We start from the raw sequence: 18905 nt of genomic DNA, 5'->3' as shown, positions 1-18905 counted from the left end.
GATCGGAATATTAAACGTCCCGCAGAACCTTATACAATACTGCCTGCATTTATTTCACTATAATACTGCCTGCCTTGCCTGTCAGCCCATCATTTCCAGGCTGTCCGTCCTTCCCGTTGTCACCGGAATAGTAACTGCCGCTTGCCCCCGCAAGGCCGCCCATTCCTCGTTCTCCTCCTTCGCCGCCAAAACTCTGGGTTTCTATAGCGCTGCCGTTGGAACTTTTCACACTGAGGGTCAGATTACATCCGTCGCCTCCCTTTCCGCCGTTTCCGCCGTTTCCTCCGTCTCCGCCTTTGCCGCCCGGATAATCGCTGCTTCCGCTGCCGCCTCTGCCGCCGTCTCCGCCTTTGCCGCCATTCCCGCCTCTGCCTCCAATATTCAAAAGAGACAAATTCATCTGCAAATCATTAATCGTAAGGGCAAAATCCGGCCGTTTCTGCCCGTCCTTTCCATTGTATCCGGATCTGCCGTTTTCTCCATTGGAAGCGGTGCCTCCATTTTGTCCATTCTGGCCGTTTTTTCCATTCTTACCGTCCCTTCCGGCAATAATGATATCATAATCCCACTGTTCCAGCCGCCTGCTGTCTGAGACAGGCTTCGGCAATTCTTCTTTCGGCCCATCGTAAGCCTCTATGGGCAGCAGCTTGTGAATGGTAAATTCCGAGCCGCAGAGAAGCTCAATATAACCTCCTTTCTCAAAATAAATCACCGTATATTCCATCGGCTGGCCAGGATCTTCCACAATCAGCGGACAATCCCTGGTAACAAAAGTTGTTCTTGATTCATTTCTCATAATTTTTCTCCTCTCTGTTTATGATTAAATCACTCCTGCAGACAGTCTCTCAGACTTCAGCCAGGGAGCCTGCATTTTTCTAAAAACGCTTTACTGGAACCTCCGGATCATCCCATTCCACAGAGACGCCAGTGCCGGCGACCGCATCCAGATCGGCATATTAATGCCACCGCTGGCCAGACGCTCCATCACATAAGTGGTGCAGTTGGGTCCTACAATATTTTGATTTACAATAAATTCTCTGGTTCCATCCGGCGTTGTTTTAAAATATCTGTTGTATTTTCCTTCAACGCCCAGCAAATCACGGTTAAAACGATTCATGGCCCTTTCATTTACCTGGAACATATGGGACGATCCGCCTGGGCTCTGATACTCTGCATTGCGCACTCCGTAAAACCCGTAATCTGTATACATATCCGGCATGCCGGGCTCATTGTACCGTAACCGTAAATGCCCATGCGCTCCCACAAGAGAATAATTTTTAATTCCCAATGTATAATCCTGAGTTCTTCCGAAAAAGGCCCGTTGATTGCGCAGGGCGCTGCTCATACCAGAAATACATCCTCCAATGCCGCCCACCACACAGCCGATAGCAACATTTACGCCCCAGTTCTTGCAGAAATCCCTGTGGTGGTTCAGATTGATCAATCCATTAGATAAAAAGGCGTCTGCACCGCCTACCACTATTCCTGTGCCTACATCCACAAGCGCGGAAGCCGTCATGCCAATCACTGGAGTAAGGGCAGACACTCCGGCTCCGATTCCTGCTCCGGCTGCCCCGGACAAAAAACCCATTCCCGCATAAATCAGGCAGTCTGTAAGCTTGAAATCATCGGAAATGACAGCGCTGATGCTATAGGTGGTTACGCCAATTCCTGCCCCGATGACTCCCGCTCCTACAAATCCAAGGGCAATTCCTGCGGCGCTTCCCATTCCAGCCGTGGCAATCATCAGCGCTGCACCGCCCAGAATACACGCAATCCCTGCAAAGAAACTCAAAACCGACCATCCAGCAGAAGCGGCTCCCTCCGGATCGATATAGTTAACCCAATCCGCCCCTCCATAAATGTAAGGACTGGCATACTGATTTTCCGGATCGATATTTAAAAACCTGCCGATAACGGGATCATACAGGCGGTATTTCATCCGGTACAGTCCGTAATCCTCCTCATAGCGGGCGCCGATAAATCGAAGGGGAATCAGGCGGTTTACTGTTTCATCCCGAATGATCCTGTCCAAAATTCTGCCTTTGGGATCATAACTGAATTCCGCCAGCATTTTCCCCTCCTGATATACGCCGCAGACGCTGCCGTGGTAATCCTTGATCAGATAATATACGCTCCCGTCTAAAATCATAGCTGCCGCGCCTTTTGCCCCATAGACACACCATACCCTGCTGCCGTCCTGGCGGGTTTCGCTAAGGAGCCTTCCCTGGGCATCCTGGGTCAGCCATATTGTATTTTCACCATTGTGTATGGCTGTGCAGCCTGAAACTCCATAGTCGTAACTGCAGGTATGTTCTCCCTGCCGGACAGACGCAATACGGCCAGTCACCCTGTCATATTCCAAAACAATTTGTGAGGGCTGTGTCCGGGAGTATGGAAAAGATTGACTGCCGGAAGCGGAATACTCCCATGCATCCCCAAAACGCTGCATTCGGGCCACATTGCCGCTGCTGCCATAAACAAAGGTTTGCCCTTCCCCCTGTGCAAATCGGTTCGTGCCGGAATGATAGGTATATTTTTCCCCGTCAGACAAGATCTGATTTCCATTGATATCCAATCCAATCTGCTTTTTCTCTCCGCCTTTTGCATAAGAGTTGAGCCTTCCCAAACTGTCGTAGGCATAATCCCACACCTGGCTATCTCCTGCCATCCCGCCGGCAATCCTGGTGATCTTTCCATCATCATTATAAGATAACTCTTGGGAAAAATATTTGTCCCGGATTGCAGTCAGCCACTGGGCGCTGTCGTAACTATATTCCCGTACCAGTTTATCCTCACAATCCGGCGCATAAATTTCCTTTGTCACATTTCCTTCAGAATTATAGACACAGGAATAAATACAGGTTCCCTGACAGGCAATTTCCTGCAGCCGTCCCAGAAGATCATACTGGTAAGCTATCGTTTCATTCCCTATCGTATAAGATACTGCGTTTCCTCTTTCCTCCCATTGAATTTCCATTTCTTCCACATGCCCTTTAGTGCATATCCTCTGGCGGCTGACTCTGCCCTTACTGTCGTAAAAATATTCTTCCTCGGAAACCAGCCTGCCTTCCTCGTCAAAGGACTGGGTTCGCCACAAATGACCCAGCAGAGCAGCATCGCTGCCGTCGCCGTCATAAATATACTGGAAACGCGCCCTGCTTTCTGCTGGAGGAGTATGTGGGACATTCGCCTCTTTCTTAAGCTTTTCTTCCTCCCAGGCTCCCTTTGCCCATCCTTCCTGCGTCTTTCTGCCGTAGGAATCATACACATAATAAAGGTATTCCCCCTCATGCTCTCCTGTATATTTAAACCGGATTTTCCCTGTTTTGTCATAGATAAACCTTACTTCCCGGGAATCCGATTCTTTCTGGGAGATCATCCGGTTTCTTCCGTCATAGGCATATGTACTGCTGAAAGACTCTGCGCTGCCTGATCCTGCAAAATAATTTGGATAATACACCCGTACCCGATTGCCTGCCAGGTCATATTCGCTTTTGGTCACGGCAAATCCGCTGGTTTCCCCTCCGGCAATGCTTAAAATGGTATTTCCAAAACCATCAGTTCCTTCCAGCAGCCGGTTTCCCGCCGGAGAAATCTGCTGTTTCAGGCAGCAGGCCATCTTTGGAACTCCCCATAAGGAGGTCAAATTACTAAAATATTCATATCTTGTCACCTTTCCTCCTGCTGAAATATTCCATTTCTTTCCCGCCTGCCCCACACAGGAGGGCTTTGGCCCGGGTTCCCTGGTGCACTGTGCCTGGCTGTAGGAATATCCCCCATCTTCAGGATAAATTTTGGCCTGTTCTCCGCTCAGTGTTCCGGCGCTCCAGTCAAAATTTTCCACAAAACCACTGCGGTATTCCCAGCATTCCCCTTCCAGATAAACGTTTCTCGGAACAATTTCTCCCTGTCCCAGAGCATTGTACACGGTGGCCCCCACCACAATCCCATGCTCTGTAACTCCAATATCCTGAATCGGCTTCCCCGCATAATCTGTAAAAGTAACGGTAATCTGCGGATCCGGCCCAAAGCCCAGAATCTCTGGCTCCTGTTCTCCCTTCCAGGAAAGCTGCGCCTCTAAAGCGCCTTTCAGACCACTTACTGCGCCTGTATACAAAATTCTTCCTCCCCAGGAAAGCTGCAGCCTGTCGCTCACCCGCAGCAGCAGAAAATAATCTGGACTTGAAATCTCTCCTTCCGCCAGCTTCTTATTGTTCCCAGCAAAAAGCTGCCAGGCCGTTTTTTCTTTTTTCAGGGAAAGGGAACCCAGAGTTAGCTGAAAATCCGCCGCTTTTCTACTGTCCGCAAAAAACAGCGCCTGATTCTCTGCCGGCGCAAAGACCCATTCCATTCCCTGTCTGCGCCACCATTTTGACGAGTCTCCCCTTTCCTCCCCTCTTCTTTGGACATAACCTCCCTTGGGCATTACAATGGTCGCTGTCTCATCCGGCATAAAACCGAAACCTTTATCTTTCTCCGGCAAAGGCTCGGGTCGTATCCCGTAGGAATCCAGTTTGTCGGCATTTTCCTGCTGTCTGCGGCAAATCCGAACCAGCTTGGAACATGTGCCGTCCTCCTGGTAACTGACAATTTCATTCTCCAGCCTGTCATACCAGACGCGGCTCCCCAGGCCGCGGTTTGTATAAACCGCCGTCTGCCGGCGAAAGCTTCCGGTATAGACATACGCCTTTCCCTCTGAAAGCAGCGGGGATAAAAACACTCCGGTCACCAGCAGATCTTCTTCCCCATACAATTCCACCCTAATCTCTTCTTCAGACTCCTGCAAATATGTACCAAAAATCTTTTCCCATCCTTCCGTTTTCAGGGAAACCTTCTGGACTTTTCCCTGAAAAGACAGATAAATGCTCCCGGCAGATTTCGCTCCGAAGGCTGCCAAAAGCCCTTCCTTTCCAGGCATTACTTTCATAATCAGAGCATTTCCCTTTTCGATTTCCAGATAACGGTTTCCGCCAAATCCTGTACCTGCTCTGACGCGCTCCCGGAGACCGCCTTTTTTCATGGAATGCCTGTCCATATTCTCATAATCCTCAAACCCGCAGTACAGCGCCTGATTTGGCGCGGCGTTGGAAAATTCAGCCACCAGAAAATTCCCGGAAGCATCATAAAAATAAGAGTGAAACTGCCCCTGGGCGTCCTTTTCACAGACAGTCTCTCCCCATTCATTCACCTGGACAGCCTCCCTTTGGCACACCCAGGGCTCCTCCCAAGTATCGTCATACGCCTCTTCCCTCTGAAGGTAATACCTTCCGTTTGAAGTACAGGCGTATTGATACCGCTGCCAGGATAAAATTTTCCCAGTATCTTCTTCCTTCTGCAAGGATTGATGCATCTCCGTCAGACGCCGCGCCGCGAGCATCTCTGGAATCTTTTCCCAGGCATAAATAAATTCCGTGGAAACGCCCTTTTTCTCCCCTTTTCCGTCCATTGCTTCTTTCAGCATCCGCCGTTTCTGATAAAATCTGTCCTCGTACTCCGTATAAATATTGGTCTCCTGAATACAGCTTTCCTCTGCAGCGGCGCCGGATAAAACATCCCGGCAGGGCAAAAATTTCTGCTCCTGCATTCTTGTTCTGCACAGGACAAAGCCCATGGCATCCATAGCGCGGTACCAGTTCTGATTGGCAGAAACCTTCCTTCCGCTGCCGTCATATTCTATGGCCTGTCTGATCTGTCCCTTCAAATGGCTGTAACAATCTGCAGCATTCGTCCACTCATCCTCCGGATAAGGAAAACGTTCCGGCGAAGCTCCGTGATAATAGCAGTATTCTATTTTTCCCCAGCTTCCGTCCGGCTCTGCCAGAGAAACAGAAGCTTTGGCAAATGCAGGGCTTCCTCCCTCATACCTGGCGCTGTCCAGATCATAATCCAAAAATACGCTGTCTGTCCCCATCCCATAATCACTGCCGATTTCCGACACCAGCACTGCTTCCTGCAAACTGCGGTAACCGTGAGCTCTCACACGAAACATCTGCAGTTCCCGCCCCGCGTCCATAAATCCATAGAATCCAAAATCAGAAGACTGAAATCCCAAAGCTCTGCCAGAATCCAGACAAAGCTCTTCATACGTCTCATGTTCTCCCATATGGTTGTCCAAAAGAGGAACCTGTACCAATCGACGGTATGCTTTCTGTTGGTACAGCAGATAAGAGCCAGATGCATCTGTCTGCACATTTTCATAATCCGCACCCTCCTCCAGGTTTCCGATCTGCTCCCAGCCCCCCTGGGAAAAGGTGAAAATATTTCTTCCCAATACCGCATATTCCCCCACTGCCAGGGGCTGGCAGACTCCTTCATACTGGCTGACATTGCTGCAATAGGGCGCGCCTTCCCGCTCCCACTGCCTGGAATAAGGGTTATAGTTTATGCCGTAAAAACGATGCTCCCCTTCTGTCTTTTCTGCACCCAGGGCCACATCGCTGCCGTAGGAATACCGGTACTGTCCGCCGCTTTTCGGAGTCAGCAATTTTCCGGCCACCCAGCCCTCCGGTTCATAACGGTATACATGCTCTCCATACCCTATCAAGGTATCTGTAGCAATAGCATAAAGCGCCGGCATTTCCAGATCTGCCGGATAAGAATGATTATGAATCTCACAGCGATTCAGCTTGTAATCATCGGTCCAGGACAAAAGAGCCAGGGTTGTCTGCAGCATGTTTCCCTCCAAAGCTGCAAAGCAGGCCCCTGCATGACAGCTTCCGATGGCCCACACAGATCCGTTCTGCACCACGCTCCAGTCCACATTGACAGACATATCCAAAGCTTGCCCCACCTGCCAGTTATGCTCCTCATCTGAATAAAAGCTGAGAAATCGTACGCTCTGATTCCCTTCCTTTCCAAAAGCCCCCAGAAGAAATCCATTCCCTGCGCCAAGAGCCTGAAATTCCCTTCCTTCTACAGAAAGGATATTTTCATGCCAGCAGTTATCAGTATACTGATACTGCAGAATGGTAAGGCAATTTCCGCTTTTCTCCATAAAACCAATAAAATCACTTCCGCATGCCAAAGCCGGCCTCACTCCACTGTTTTCCATCACCCATTCCTGCGTCTCCCAATGAAACCGGCGCAGCGGACATCTTTTGATCACTTTCAGTATATAGCGGTTGGTATACACATCCCGGTAAGACAAACACGCATACCCCATCCCAAGCTCTGCCTTCACATCTTCTGCCCGCACATTCTCCAGAAAATCCAGAGAAAACTCCTGCCATCCCATATCCCAGTAATGGATGCTTCCTTTCATCCTGTTTTCCTGCCGGAACAGGCAAAGATAGAACTCATCCCCGGTATACACATGCGCCTCCCATCCCTCCAAAAGAGAAACGCTGCCAAACCCCCTGCTTTTGGGAAGCGTCTTTGTCTCATAGCCATACCGCACACATCCTGCCAGGGGATAATGGATTTCTTTTAACAGCCCAAACGTCCCTTCCGTCTCTCCATAGGAAAATGTCATGGGCTCTAACGCCTCTCCCTCTGCCGTAACCTGGACCGCTGACGCCAGCAGGCGTTTCTTTTCTCCCTCCAAAGAATCCCTCAGCTCATAGGAGAGCTTCTGCTGATACAGACATTCCCCTTTTTCATTTGAAAATGTAATGCTCTCCAAATAGCGATCCTCATATTTTTCCTGCCAAGGATTCTGCCCCTTCCAGGCAGGATGCATGAGACTGTACTCACTGTCCTCTTTGGGCAGATAGGAAAACTGCGCCTGCTGCCCATAGGATGAGACCACCCGTGACAGACGCATCGTCCTTGTATAACTGCCTCCTCCCAAAGGCTCCTGTACATTCTCGTACTGGTATTCCACCGCTGCGCCCATGGCTCCCCTTATTTCAGACAAATACCATCCGCTGGCAAACTCTGCGGCCCCCTGGCTTACACTCGGCCCAATCCAATTATCCCAGCACAGAGACAACGCATTCGAATCTTTGCTGCCGCCATATTTCCAGACGCTTCCGTCTTCTCTGTGGACTTCCCAGTAAGATTCTTCCTCTTCACAGAAATAAAATTTCCACAGAGGATGTTCCACGGCAAAAAATTCCACCTTATTTTCTGTTTTTCCGATACGGTATAAGGGAAATGTGCCGCCATTCCCCACCAGGAAGAAATTCCTCTGATAGCTCTGCCGCACATTGCTGCCAAAGGTTACGACAGATGGAAGCTCCATACTCCAACCGTAGCCAAGCACCGACTGAGGGCTTTTCCTGTTTTGCCTGAAAAATTCTTCCGGTTCCTGCTGGATATAATTTGCCTGCAAGGTAACAGACAGATGGTCCCGTCCCTCTAAAGTTCCAAAAACGAAAGGCAGCTTCACACTTGCGGAAAACAGATCCACCGTGCCAAGCACACTGTCTGCGCTGCTGTTCCCTCTCTGCCCATTGAAATATCCGCTGTTTGCATCCCCGCTTTCCTGTAAATATGACATATTCTCACTCCTCATGCCGTTTTCTTTGCCCCGCCGCCGGCAAAGATATCAAACTTTTTTATAGATACAATATACCAGAAAAATGGCAAATAATGTCGAAATATCCCGATTTTTTTGAAATTTATAAGAACTGGGAATGAGGAAAACTTTTGATTGACAAATTCCCTGTCTGCGTTTATAGTAGACATGTAAATATTTTGATTATCAAACTAATAAGGACAGGAATTATGATGAGAGCAAGAATTATTGGAACCGGAAGCTGCCTTCCGGATAAATCTGTCACGAACGATTTTCTTTCAACGATTGTGGAAACCAACGACTCATGGATTCAGAGCCGAACCGGCATAAAGAGCCGGCACCTGGTATCCTCAGAAACAGAGACAACACTGTCAATGGCGGTTACAGCTGCCAAAGCTGCCCTGAAAGATTCCGGACTTTTGCCGGAAGAGATTGATTTGATTCTTGTAGCGACAGTTTCTTCTGATTATATTACCCCAAGCACTGCATGTATGGTGCAGAAAGAACTTGGCGCAGCGAAGGCTGTGGCTTTCGACATGAATGCGGCATGCTCCGGCTTTCTGTTTGCCCTCCATACCGCAGACGCATATTTTCAGGCGGGAATTTACCAGACTGCCCTGATTATCGGCGTGGAAACCCTTTCCAAAATTATCGACTGGGCAGACCGCTCCACCTGCGTTCTGTTTGGGGACGGCGCAGGAGCCGCCGTTGCAAAAGCCTCCGAAGAGGGAATAATCGCCTCCCTGCAGGGTTCTGACGGAACTGGCGGAGGGATTCTGATGTGCAGAAACCGCAACAACAACAACCCCTATATTACCGCCGGCACAACCCCTGACTATCTGTATATGGACGGGCAGGAGGTATTTAAATTTGCTGTAAAAAAAGTTCCGGCCTGCATTCAGTCCCTCCTGGCCCAGGCAGATATTTCGGCGTCAGAGGTCAAATATTACCTGCTTCATCAGGCAAATTACCGGATTATTTCCTCCATTGCCAGAAAGTTAAAACTGCCGTTGGAAAAATTTCCTTCCAATGTGGAGCACTGCGGCAATACTTCTGCCGCAAGCATCCCGATTCTTCTGGATGAGGTGCATAAAGAGGGAAGGCTCTCCCAGGGAGATCTTCTTCTGCTTTCCGGCTTCGGGGCTGGTCTTACCTGGGGAGCTTCATTATTAAGGTGGTAACATCATGCTTCCTCTTTCTTATCCCCAGTTACGCCGCCTCAAACTGAGAATTATAGAGCTCTGCATAAAAGCCATGCTGCGCCAGAAGTTCCTGATGACTTCCCTGCTCAATGATATCCCCGTCTTTCATCACCAGAATTACATCTGCATCTTTAATGGTAGAAAGCCTGTGTGCAATCACGAAGCTGGTTCTTCCCTTCATCAGGTTATTCATAGCTCTCTGGATCCGCTCTTCCGTACGGGTATCTACGGAAGATGTGGCCTCATCCAGAATCAAAATCGGATTATCCGCAAGAATCGCCCGGGCAATGGTAAGAAGCTGTTTCTGCCCCTGGGACACATTGCTGGCGTCCTCATTTAACTCCATCTCATAGCCGCCCGGCAAAGTGGAAATAAAGCGGTGGGCATGGGCTGCCTTTGCTGCCGCCACCACTTCCTCATCGGTAGCGTCCAGTCTTCCATAACGAATGTTTTCCATAATAGTTCCTTTAAACAGCCAGGTATCCTGCAGGACCATTCCAAAATTCTCCCTCAATTCACTGCGGTTAAAATCTCTCAAATCATGGCCGTCCACCTGAATGCTGCCCTGATTCACATCATAAAAACGCATCAGCAGTTTCACCATTGTCGTTTTGCCGGCTCCGGTAGGCCCTACAATTGCCACCGTCTGCCCTGGCTTCACCTGACAGTTGAAGTCATGAATAATCACCTGATCCGGCCGGTATCCAAACTGCACATGCTCAAAAGATACCCTTCCTTCCATATTCTCAAGCTTCACCGGATGCTCTGCCGTCAAGTCCTCCTCTTCCTCTCCCAGAAATTCAAAGACACGCTCCGCTGCCGCCGCTGTAGACTGCAACATATTGGAAACCTGGGCCACCTGTGTAATGGGCTGGGTAAACTGACGGACATACTGGATGAAGGACTGAATTTCCCCTACCTCGATGCTTCCTCTCACTACAAGCATTCCTCCCGCCACGGCCACAGCCACATAACCGAGATTTCCTACAAATCCCATAATGGGCTGCATCATTCCGGACAAAAATTGTGATTTCCAGGCAGATTGAAACAGCATGTCGTTGGTTCCATGGAACTCCTTTAACATATCCTCTTCTTTATTAAAAGCCTTTACAATATTATGGCCGCTGAACGTCTCTTCCACCTGGCCGTTGATTTCTCCTAAATATTTCTGCTGAGCCACGAAATATTTCTGGGAGAACTTCACAACAATTCCAATCAGAATACCTGACAGCGGAAGAATCACCAAAGCAATCAGAGTCATAACCGGACTGATGCTCAGCATCATAATTAAAATGCCAATCAGCGTTGCAACAGACGTAATCAGCTGCGTCACACTCTGATTCAGCCCCTGTCCCAGCGTATCCACATCATTGGTGATTCGGGATAATACTTCCCCTACCGTCCTGGATTCAAAATATTTCATAGGCATCCGGTTGATTTTGGAAGAAATGTCCTCCCGGAAGCGAAAACAGACTTTCTGGGTCACTCCTGTCATAATCCAGCCCTGTACAAAGGAACACAAGGCGCTGAATGCATAAACACAAATTAAAAACAACAGAATTCTTCCTATTTTGCCAAAATCAATTTCCCCTGTGCCGGATACCTTTGCCACCAGTCCATTGAAAAGCTCTGTGGTTGCCTGGCCCAGAATCTTCGGCCCTGCAATCCCAAAGGCTGTGGATGCAACGGCAAACGTCAGCACCGCCAATATGGCTATCTTATATTTCCCCATATACTGAATCAGTTTTCTTACCGTACCTTTAAAATTCTTTGCCTTTTCTCCAGGCATCATCCCTCCGCCGGGTCCATGTCCAGGCCTGCGGCCCATTCTGCCCATCCGCTTCGGTTCACTCATGGAAAACGCCTCCTTTCTCTGCTGACGTCTCTTTCAGCTCTTTCTCAGATAACTGGGATTTTGCAATCTCCTGGTAGATTTCACAGTGTTCCATCAGCTCTTTATGGGCGCCCATTCCGGCTATCTGCCCATCCTCCAGCACAATAATCTGATCTGCATGCAGAATCGTGCTGATACGCTGCGCAACGATAATCACCGTAGCATCCCCTGTTTTCTCTGCCAATGCCTTACGCAGTACCACGTCTGTTTTGTAATCCAGCGCAGAAAAACTGTCATCAAAGAGAAATACCTTCGGCTGCTTTGCAATGGCCCTTGCAATGGAAAGCCGCTGTTTCTGTCCGCCGGACACATTGGTTCCGCCCTGAGCAATGGCGCTGTCATACTGTTCTTCTTTTTCCAGGATAAAATCTTCCGCTTGAGCAATTCTGGCTGCCTCTTTCATTTCCTCTTCTGTTACATTTCCTGCAAACTGCAGATTGGAAGCAATCGTGCCAGAAAACAGCATGCCCTTCTGAGGCACATACCCAATCAAATCCCGCAGCTTCTTCTGAGACATCTTCCGGATATCTACCCCATCCATGGTAATTCTTCCCTCCGTCACATCATAAAACCGCGGAATCAGGTTTAAAAGCGTAGTTTTTCCGCATCCGGTGCTTCCGATAATGGCAGTGGTTTTTCCCGGCTCCGCCGTAAAGGAAATATGGGAAACTGCATGCTCCTTAGCGCCTGGATAAGAGAAGGACACATCTTCAAAGGCCACCGTTCCCTTCCAGCCTTCAGGCGCTTCTTCCACCGGCTGCAAAGGATCTAATATTGTCTCTTCCGTTGTGATTACCTCGTCAATACGCTTGGCAGCCACTCCTGCCCTTGGAAGCATCACTGACACCATGGTAATCATAAGAAACGCCATAACGATCTGCATGGTATATGTGATAAAAGCCATCATATCCCCTACCTGAAGGGTTCCCAGATCTGCCCCCTTCGAACCGAACCACACAATCAAAACGGTAATGCAGTTCATAATCAGCATCATGGCCGGCATCATCATAGACATGACACGGCTGGTAAAAAGCTGGGTTTTCATCAGATCCCGATTGGCTCCTTCAAACCGCTTCTCTTCAAATTTTTCCCTGGAAAATGCACGTATTACGGAAACACCCGTTAAAATCTCCCTGGATACCAGATTCATCCGGTCTACCAACGTCTGCATTTTCTTAAACCTGGGCATGGTAACGGACATCAGAATTCCCACCAGCAAAATAATGCTTCCTACTGCAACTCCGATAATCCATCCCATTCCTGTTTTCGTATGGATCACCTTAAAGATTCCTCCGATACCGATAATCGGCGCGTAAACTACCATCCGAAGCAGTATCACCGCCACCATCTGAATCTGCTGGATATCGTTGGTGCTTCTGGTAATCAAAGACGCCGTGGAAAACTGTTCAATCTCACGATGGGAAAAGGAAACCACCTTCTGAAAGACCTGCCCCCTCAGCTCCATGCCCAGCCTGGCGCTTACCCTTGCGGCAATCAGACCAACCAGAATCGACACTGCCATCATGACAACTGCCATAGCCAGCATCTTCGCGCCGGTGCGGAACATATAGCGGTTCTGGTATTCTCCCAGATCCCAGCCCAAAGCCTGATACTCTTCCTTTACCGCCAGGCTCGCCCGCTGTGCAATCAGCGTATCGCTCATATCCCCCATATTGTCCTGGGCTTTTACCTCCATTTCCAGAATCTGTTCTGTTGTAATCTGCCCATTTTCCAGCATAAGCCGTAAATCTTCAGGCTCCATCCCCATCTCCGCTGTCATGGAGGACATCACCACCCAGGGCATTCCCAGAAGTTCATCCAGTTCTTCTAACTCCTCCCCCTTCATTTTCTTTCTCTCATAATTGCCTGCATCATTTTTCTCATAAGCGTCCTTTAAGATCGCCTCATCCTCCTGGGATAAAAACATACTGAGATTGTCCAGCGTCTCCCCTCTCATTTCATCCGGCGCCGCATGGGCAACGCCGCCCTGCTGAATCCCGATATCCACAATATCAGACATATACTGAGGCAAGGAAAGATCACAATATGCCTGCATGATTAAAAGCAGAATAACGACTAATACAGAAGCCTTATACCTGCTCAAATACTGAAATATTTTTCCCATTCACAATTCCTCCTGATTTCTTTTTCACTTATTCCCTGCCTCCTGTTCCATAATCTCTGCCAGTTCACCGCAAAGACTGACTAATTCTTCCACCCTTTCTTCTCCCATAGCCTGCAGCACACGTTCCATGAAATTCTTCAAATATTCCTGTGTCTCCTGGCAGGCTTCTTTTCCCTTTTCCGTTAAAAATACGCAGGTATTCCGCCTGTCCCTGGCGTCTATGCTCCGGCCGATCAGTTCCCGTTCCTCCAGACCTTTCAACATTCTGGAAGTCTGGGAGGAAGCAATCTTAAGCTGCCCTGCCAGCTCCGACACATAAATCCCGGAAAGCCCTGTTTTCTGCTGATAGCCGCCAATTACCTGCAAAGCCAAAAATTCCATTCTGGAAATCTTCGCCCCCGACATGATGTTTACCTTCCGGATGCGCTGAAATGCGTACATCAGTCTGCTGTGCACTTCTGTTTCTCTCATAATTCTATCCCCGTTTTCCATAAATTGTTTCATTTCAGAGCAAGGCATATCCATCTGTATGAACTCCTTTCCTTATCCTGCGGAGATTGCTGCTGCCTTCTGCTCTGAATCGTCAAAAAATATGTTAGGAAGTAAATAGTTAACAATATCATCTATTTACTTCCTAACATATTATTCCTGTTTTATTCATTTGTCAATTGTTTTTTTCTTTAAATCAACCCATAATGCTTGCATGCCTGATAAATGCCGTCTTCGGCCAAAGGCGCTGTCACATACTCCGCCGCATCCCTGGCCTGCTGCATGCCATCCCCCATGGCAATGGAATGAGCCGTATATTCCAGCATATCCAAATCATTGGTACTGTCTCCAAAAGAATAAGTTTCTTCCGGGGCAATGTCCAATATGCTGCAAATCTCCTGTATCCCCGTTGCCTTGTTAAATCCTCTGGGCACAACCTCCATAAATGTACCTTCCCGGTAGATAATGGTATAATCTTTCCCCACTTCCCTCTCCAGTTCTTTCTGGCGCTCTTTATCCTTCATGTAATTCACACAGAATTTACTGACCTCCAGGCTGTCTTCGTTGCCGGTAACCCGCACCAGATTCTTACCCAGAGTTTTTTTTATTTTCTGTGAAAAAGAAGACTCCTCTGTAAAGCGCTCCTCGTCCAAATACAACAGCCGCCTTCCTTCCAGAATGTAAGCCGCTCCCAGATCCCGCAGGATTTCATTCACTCTTTGAATTTCCTCCAGAGGAATCCTGTGATAGAATTTGACTTCCTTCTGAAATTCCCCGTAAGTCCCGCAGCCTGCCAAAACTCCGTCAAAGCCCAGGGGCATCAGCGCTTTATCCGGAATAAAAATTCTGGTTCTTCCGCTGCTGATAAACAGATAGTGCCCCTGCTTTTTCAGCAGCCGAAACGCCTCCCTGGTGCTGTCCGGTATCCATTGCCTCCCGTCCCAGATTGTGCCGTCAATATCAAAAAACATTGCCTTTCTCATCTTAATTTTCCTCTCCATGCATCACTCGCTCTGCCAGCCCGTCATACGTGGAACATTCTGCCTCCAGCACAGATGTTATCCCGCTTTTTTTCAAAAATGACGTAGTCTTGGGGCCGATGCTGTATATCCTGCACCGCTTTTGCACATCTTCCATAGCTTCCATCAAACGCTTTGCCGAAGAAGCGCAGGTAAATAAAATTCCATCGTAGTCCTCCAGAGGCGCTAAGCCGTCCAGCTTAGGCTCCACTTTGCAGTTTTCATATACCACAATTTCCTCGAATCTGCAATACGCGCTCAGCGTTTCTTTCAGATGGCCGTCCCCATTCCCGGCTTTCAGATACCACACGGCTTCGGAACCGGTCAGCTGCTTTTTCATCGCTTCTGCAAGGGCGTCACTGTTGAAATCCTCCGGGATCAAATCTGCATAAAGCCCCATCTCTTCCAGCGTCTCTGCCGTTTTCCCGCCAATGGCTGCAATCTTTACAAAAGCAAGGCTTCTCATATCCATCTCCTTCTCCCGAAACTGCCGGAAAAAGGAATTTACGCCGTTTTTGCTGGTAAAAATCAGCCAGTCTGCACGGCTTAGCTGTTTTGCTGTAAAATCTCCTGGGCCCCTTACAATCTCTCCCACCTGCACTTCATCCACAAGGGCGCCCTGGGCCTTAAGTAATTCACCCAATCTGGTGGGCATAGTTCCGATTCTGGGAATTAAATACTGTTTCCCGGATAACGGGCGGTTTTCATAAAAATTCAATTCTTCCCGCAGAGATACCACCTCTCCGACGATAATCAATGCCGGTGAAACCAGATTGGCGTTTTTCACTTCTTCTGCAATATGTAAAAGATCCGAAACGCAGGTCTGCTGTCTTGAGGTGGTGGCCTGAGAAATTACGGCAGCCTTTGTGCTTCCCGGCATCCCAGCCTCTGTCAGCTTCTCTGCAATCTCTCCCACTTTGCTTAACCCCATCAAAAATACGCAGGTTTCTTTTCCGCCTGCCATAGCCGCAAAATCAATATCCGCCAGCTCATCCCTGCGATCATGGGCTGTCACCACATGGAATCCCAGCGCTTTTCCCCGATGGGTAATGGGAATTCCCGCATAAGCCGGCCCGGCAATGCAGGAACTGATTCCCGGAATCACTTCAAATTCCACCCCATGCCGGCGCAGATGAAGCCCTTCCTCTCCGCCTCTTCCGAATACATAGACGTCTCCGCCCTTTAACCGGACTGTTTTGTCATATTCCATACTTTTCTGTACCAGAAGGCGGTTGATTTCTGCCTGCTTCATGGTGTGATGATGATTTGCCTTGCCCACATAAATTTTTTCACACTGGGGCTTCGCCTGGGCCAAAAGCTCCGGCGAAGCCAGCCTGTCATAAATAATACAGTCCGCCTTACGAATTGCCTCTAATCCCTTCACGGTAATCAGTTCCGGGTCTCCCGGACCTGCCCCCAGCAAAATTACTTTTCCCGCCATTTTTCTTCGCACCTCTTTTGCCGCTTCCTCCGCCATATCTTCCGGTTTTGCTCCATATACAGTTACATAAGCCTGCCTGGTTCCTGTTTCATCTCCAAACATAGCGTCCAGGCGGTACACTTTTTGATCTTTCTGAATTACATCCAGCCGCCCTTCTGTTTCCTCACTGCCTGGCGCATCCGATTGTTCTTCTATTTCCTCTCTGGGCCGGAAAATTGCTCCCACTGGTATGTGGCAGCTTCCTCCCATCTGCTGCAAAAATCCCCGCTCTGCTTTTGCCGCCAACTCCGTTTCCTCATCGCTGAGCTCATTTAACATATCCAAAAGCCGCTGCTCTCCCTCACGGATTTCCAGCGCCAGAATTCCCTGGGCCGGTGCGGATATCATCTCCTCCGGTTCCAGATACTGGCTGATCCTGTCCTCCATTCCCAATCGGTGAAGCCCTGCGGCAGCCAGAAGAATCCCATCTAACTTCTCCTCTTCCATTTTCCGTATTCTAGTATCCACATTTCCCCGGATGCCCACAACCCGGATATCCGGCCGCAGACGCTTTAACTGAAACTCCCTGCGCTTGCTTCCAGTGCCGATCACAGCTCCCTGGGGCAATTCCTGCAGGGACTTCTTTTCCCGCAAAATCAAAACGTCCCTGGGATCTTCCCGCTTCCATGACTTCGTAAACACAAGCCCGGGAGCTGGAGAAGAGGGCATATCCTTCATACTGTGTACGGCAATCTGAATCGCGCCGGACAAAAGCTGTTCTTCTATTTCTTTTACAAATACCCCCTTATCGCCGATTTCATGGAGGGGCTTATCCAAAATCACATCGCCTCTTGTCTTTATCATCTGAATCTCAAAGTCATCCCCGGGATAAGCTTCCCGCAGCCTGCCGCATACATATTCTGCCTGAGTCAATGCCAGCTTAGAACCTCTTGTACCAATCCTATATTTCATTTTTCTTCTCCTATCCTGTCACACTGCCGTTCTGTCTGCTGGACAAACAGATGCTATATCTGAAACAGCTGTCTGACCAGCCGTTTATATTCTTCCTGCTCCTCCTCAGAATCCAACCGTTTCAGTTCCTGAATCGGCTCCCGCAAAAGACGCTGCAGGGAGGCATGCAGCACCTTTTTCAAAAGCTTCTGCTCCCTTGCCCCAAGCTCCATTTTCCGGTTCAAATAGCGAAAGCTGTCTTCCTCAATTCCGCTGCACCTCTGCTGCAAAGATTCAATGGTGGAATCCATACGGCTCTGTAACAGCCAGATCTGGGTTTCCTGTAATTTCTCACCTATCAGCTTCCTGCTCTCTTCCACCAGCCGTTCCCGTTCCTTCTGATTCTCCCCTGCGATTGCCTGCAGGGTATCCAGATTAATCAGCGTTGCCAGAGGATCTTGAGCAAAGGATATATCAATATCCCTGGGCGCCGCCAAATCCAGCAAGGTTACCGGGCGTGCCGGGGTAAAATCCTCCCGGCGCACCACCAGATGCGGGGAAGAGGTGGCGCTGATTACAATATCACAGTCTCCCACCGCCTGACGCCAGTCCTCGTAGGAAATAATCTCAAGCTGCGGAAACTGTTCCCGCAAGTTCCTTGCATGGGCATAGGTTCTGCTGCAGGCGGTGACCCGGACGCCGGAATATTCATAAATATATTTCAAAGCCAGGGCTGCCGTCTTTCCGCTTCCAATCACAAGAATTTTTTTCCCGCTGACGCCGCAGGCTTCCTCTAACTTCTTAATCCCAATATAGCTCACCGAAAGGGGCTTCTCACTGATTTTTAATTCTGTTTTGATCTGCTTGGCGCAGGTAATTGCATCCCTAACGATTCTATTCAGTTCTTTCTTACTATATCCCATGGTCCTGGAAAAATCCAGCGCCTCCTTCACCTGTCCCAGAATCTGATCCTCTCCCAGCACAAGGGATTCCAGTCCGGCTGCAATGCGAAACAGCCAGGCCATAGCCTCATTTCCAGACAATTTCATCAGAAACTCCTGCAATTCCACTTCTGGAAACATTCCTTCGTATATCCTCTGCATCTGCGCCTGCTGCTCTTTTCTCTCATACACATAATAGACTTCACTCCGGTTACAGGTGGACAATACCATACACTGATCCACCCCAGCCTCCTCCGCTTTCTGAAAAAGTTCCAGCTTCATAGCATCCGTAAAGCTTGTCCTGTCCCTGACTGCAAGCTGCGCATTCCTGTAATTTATCCCTAAGAATCCAAATTGCATGACTGATTCTCCTTATGTATGATACGCTAAAATTTCCTATGGT

The 18905-nt window shown here is 48.9% G+C and carries 9 protein-coding genes; 1 reads left to right on the top strand and 8 read right to left on the bottom strand.

The window, feature by feature from the left end; genetic code table 11:
* Positions 1-49: 49 nt before the first annotated feature.
* Together E5329_RS03590 and E5329_RS03585 are read right to left on the bottom strand one after the other, a co-directional pair.
* Positions 50-796 carry a hypothetical protein gene (locus E5329_RS03590; protein WP_135988230.1) on the bottom strand — a complete coding sequence of 249 codons (747 nt, stop codon included), beginning with the start codon at positions 794-796 and terminating at the stop codon, positions 50-52.
* Between the two features lie 90 nt (positions 797-886).
* Positions 887-8443, bottom strand: coding sequence for an RHS repeat domain-containing protein (locus E5329_RS03585; protein ID WP_168356504.1), 7557 nt, complete (start codon positions 8441-8443; stop codon positions 887-889).
* A 230-nt stretch (positions 8444-8673) separates the two neighbouring features.
* Between E5329_RS03585 and E5329_RS03580 the strand changes: the two genes are divergently transcribed.
* The gene (locus tag E5329_RS03580; RefSeq protein ID WP_135988288.1) at positions 8674-9642 is read left to right on the top strand and encodes a beta-ketoacyl-ACP synthase III; all 969 of its coding nucleotides are present in this window, start codon (positions 8674-8676) and stop codon (positions 9640-9642) included.
* 28 nt (positions 9643-9670) lie between these two features.
* Here the strand turns inward: E5329_RS03580 and E5329_RS03575 are convergent, their stop codons facing one another.
* The 6 genes from E5329_RS03575 to hemA all read right to left on the bottom strand — a co-directional run bounded on the left by E5329_RS03575 (position 9671) and on the right by hemA (position 18862).
* Positions 9671-11518, bottom strand: a complete 1848-nt coding sequence (locus tag E5329_RS03575; RefSeq protein ID WP_135988228.1) for an ABC transporter ATP-binding protein — start codon at positions 11516-11518, stop codon at positions 9671-9673.
* Positions 11511-13682: an ABC transporter ATP-binding protein gene (locus tag E5329_RS03570; protein WP_135988227.1), complete on the bottom strand. Its 2172-nt coding sequence runs from the start codon at positions 13680-13682 to the stop codon at positions 11511-11513. The genes E5329_RS03575 and E5329_RS03570 overlap by 8 nt, the downstream gene beginning before the upstream one ends.
* Before the next feature lie 24 nt (positions 13683-13706).
* Entirely contained in the window at positions 13707-14207 is a 501-nt protein-coding gene (locus E5329_RS03565; protein ID WP_135988226.1) for a MarR family winged helix-turn-helix transcriptional regulator, read from the bottom strand.
* 155 nt (positions 14208-14362) lie between these two features.
* A complete protein-coding gene (locus tag E5329_RS03560) occupies positions 14363-15154 on the bottom strand; it encodes a Cof-type HAD-IIB family hydrolase (protein WP_168356503.1) in 792 nt (263 codons plus the stop codon).
* A 1-nt stretch (position 15155) separates the two neighbouring features.
* Positions 15156-17582, bottom strand: a complete 2427-nt coding sequence (gene hemC / locus E5329_RS03555; RefSeq protein ID WP_135988224.1) for a hydroxymethylbilane synthase — start codon at positions 17580-17582, stop codon at positions 15156-15158.
* 53 nt (positions 17583-17635) lie between these two features.
* On the bottom strand, positions 17636-18862 hold the full coding sequence (gene hemA / locus E5329_RS03550; RefSeq protein ID WP_135988223.1) for a glutamyl-tRNA reductase: 1227 nt from the start codon (positions 18860-18862) through the stop codon (positions 17636-17638).
* Positions 18863-18905 lie beyond the last annotated feature (43 nt).

The sequence above is a fragment of the Petralouisia muris genome (genome assembly GCF_004793545.1).
In the GTDB taxonomy this organism is placed as follows: Bacteria; Bacillota; Clostridia; order Lachnospirales; family Lachnospiraceae; genus Petralouisia; species Petralouisia muris.
The sequence above is the reverse complement of the archived record's forward strand: the minus strand, read 5'-3'. Positions and strand labels throughout refer to the sequence as shown.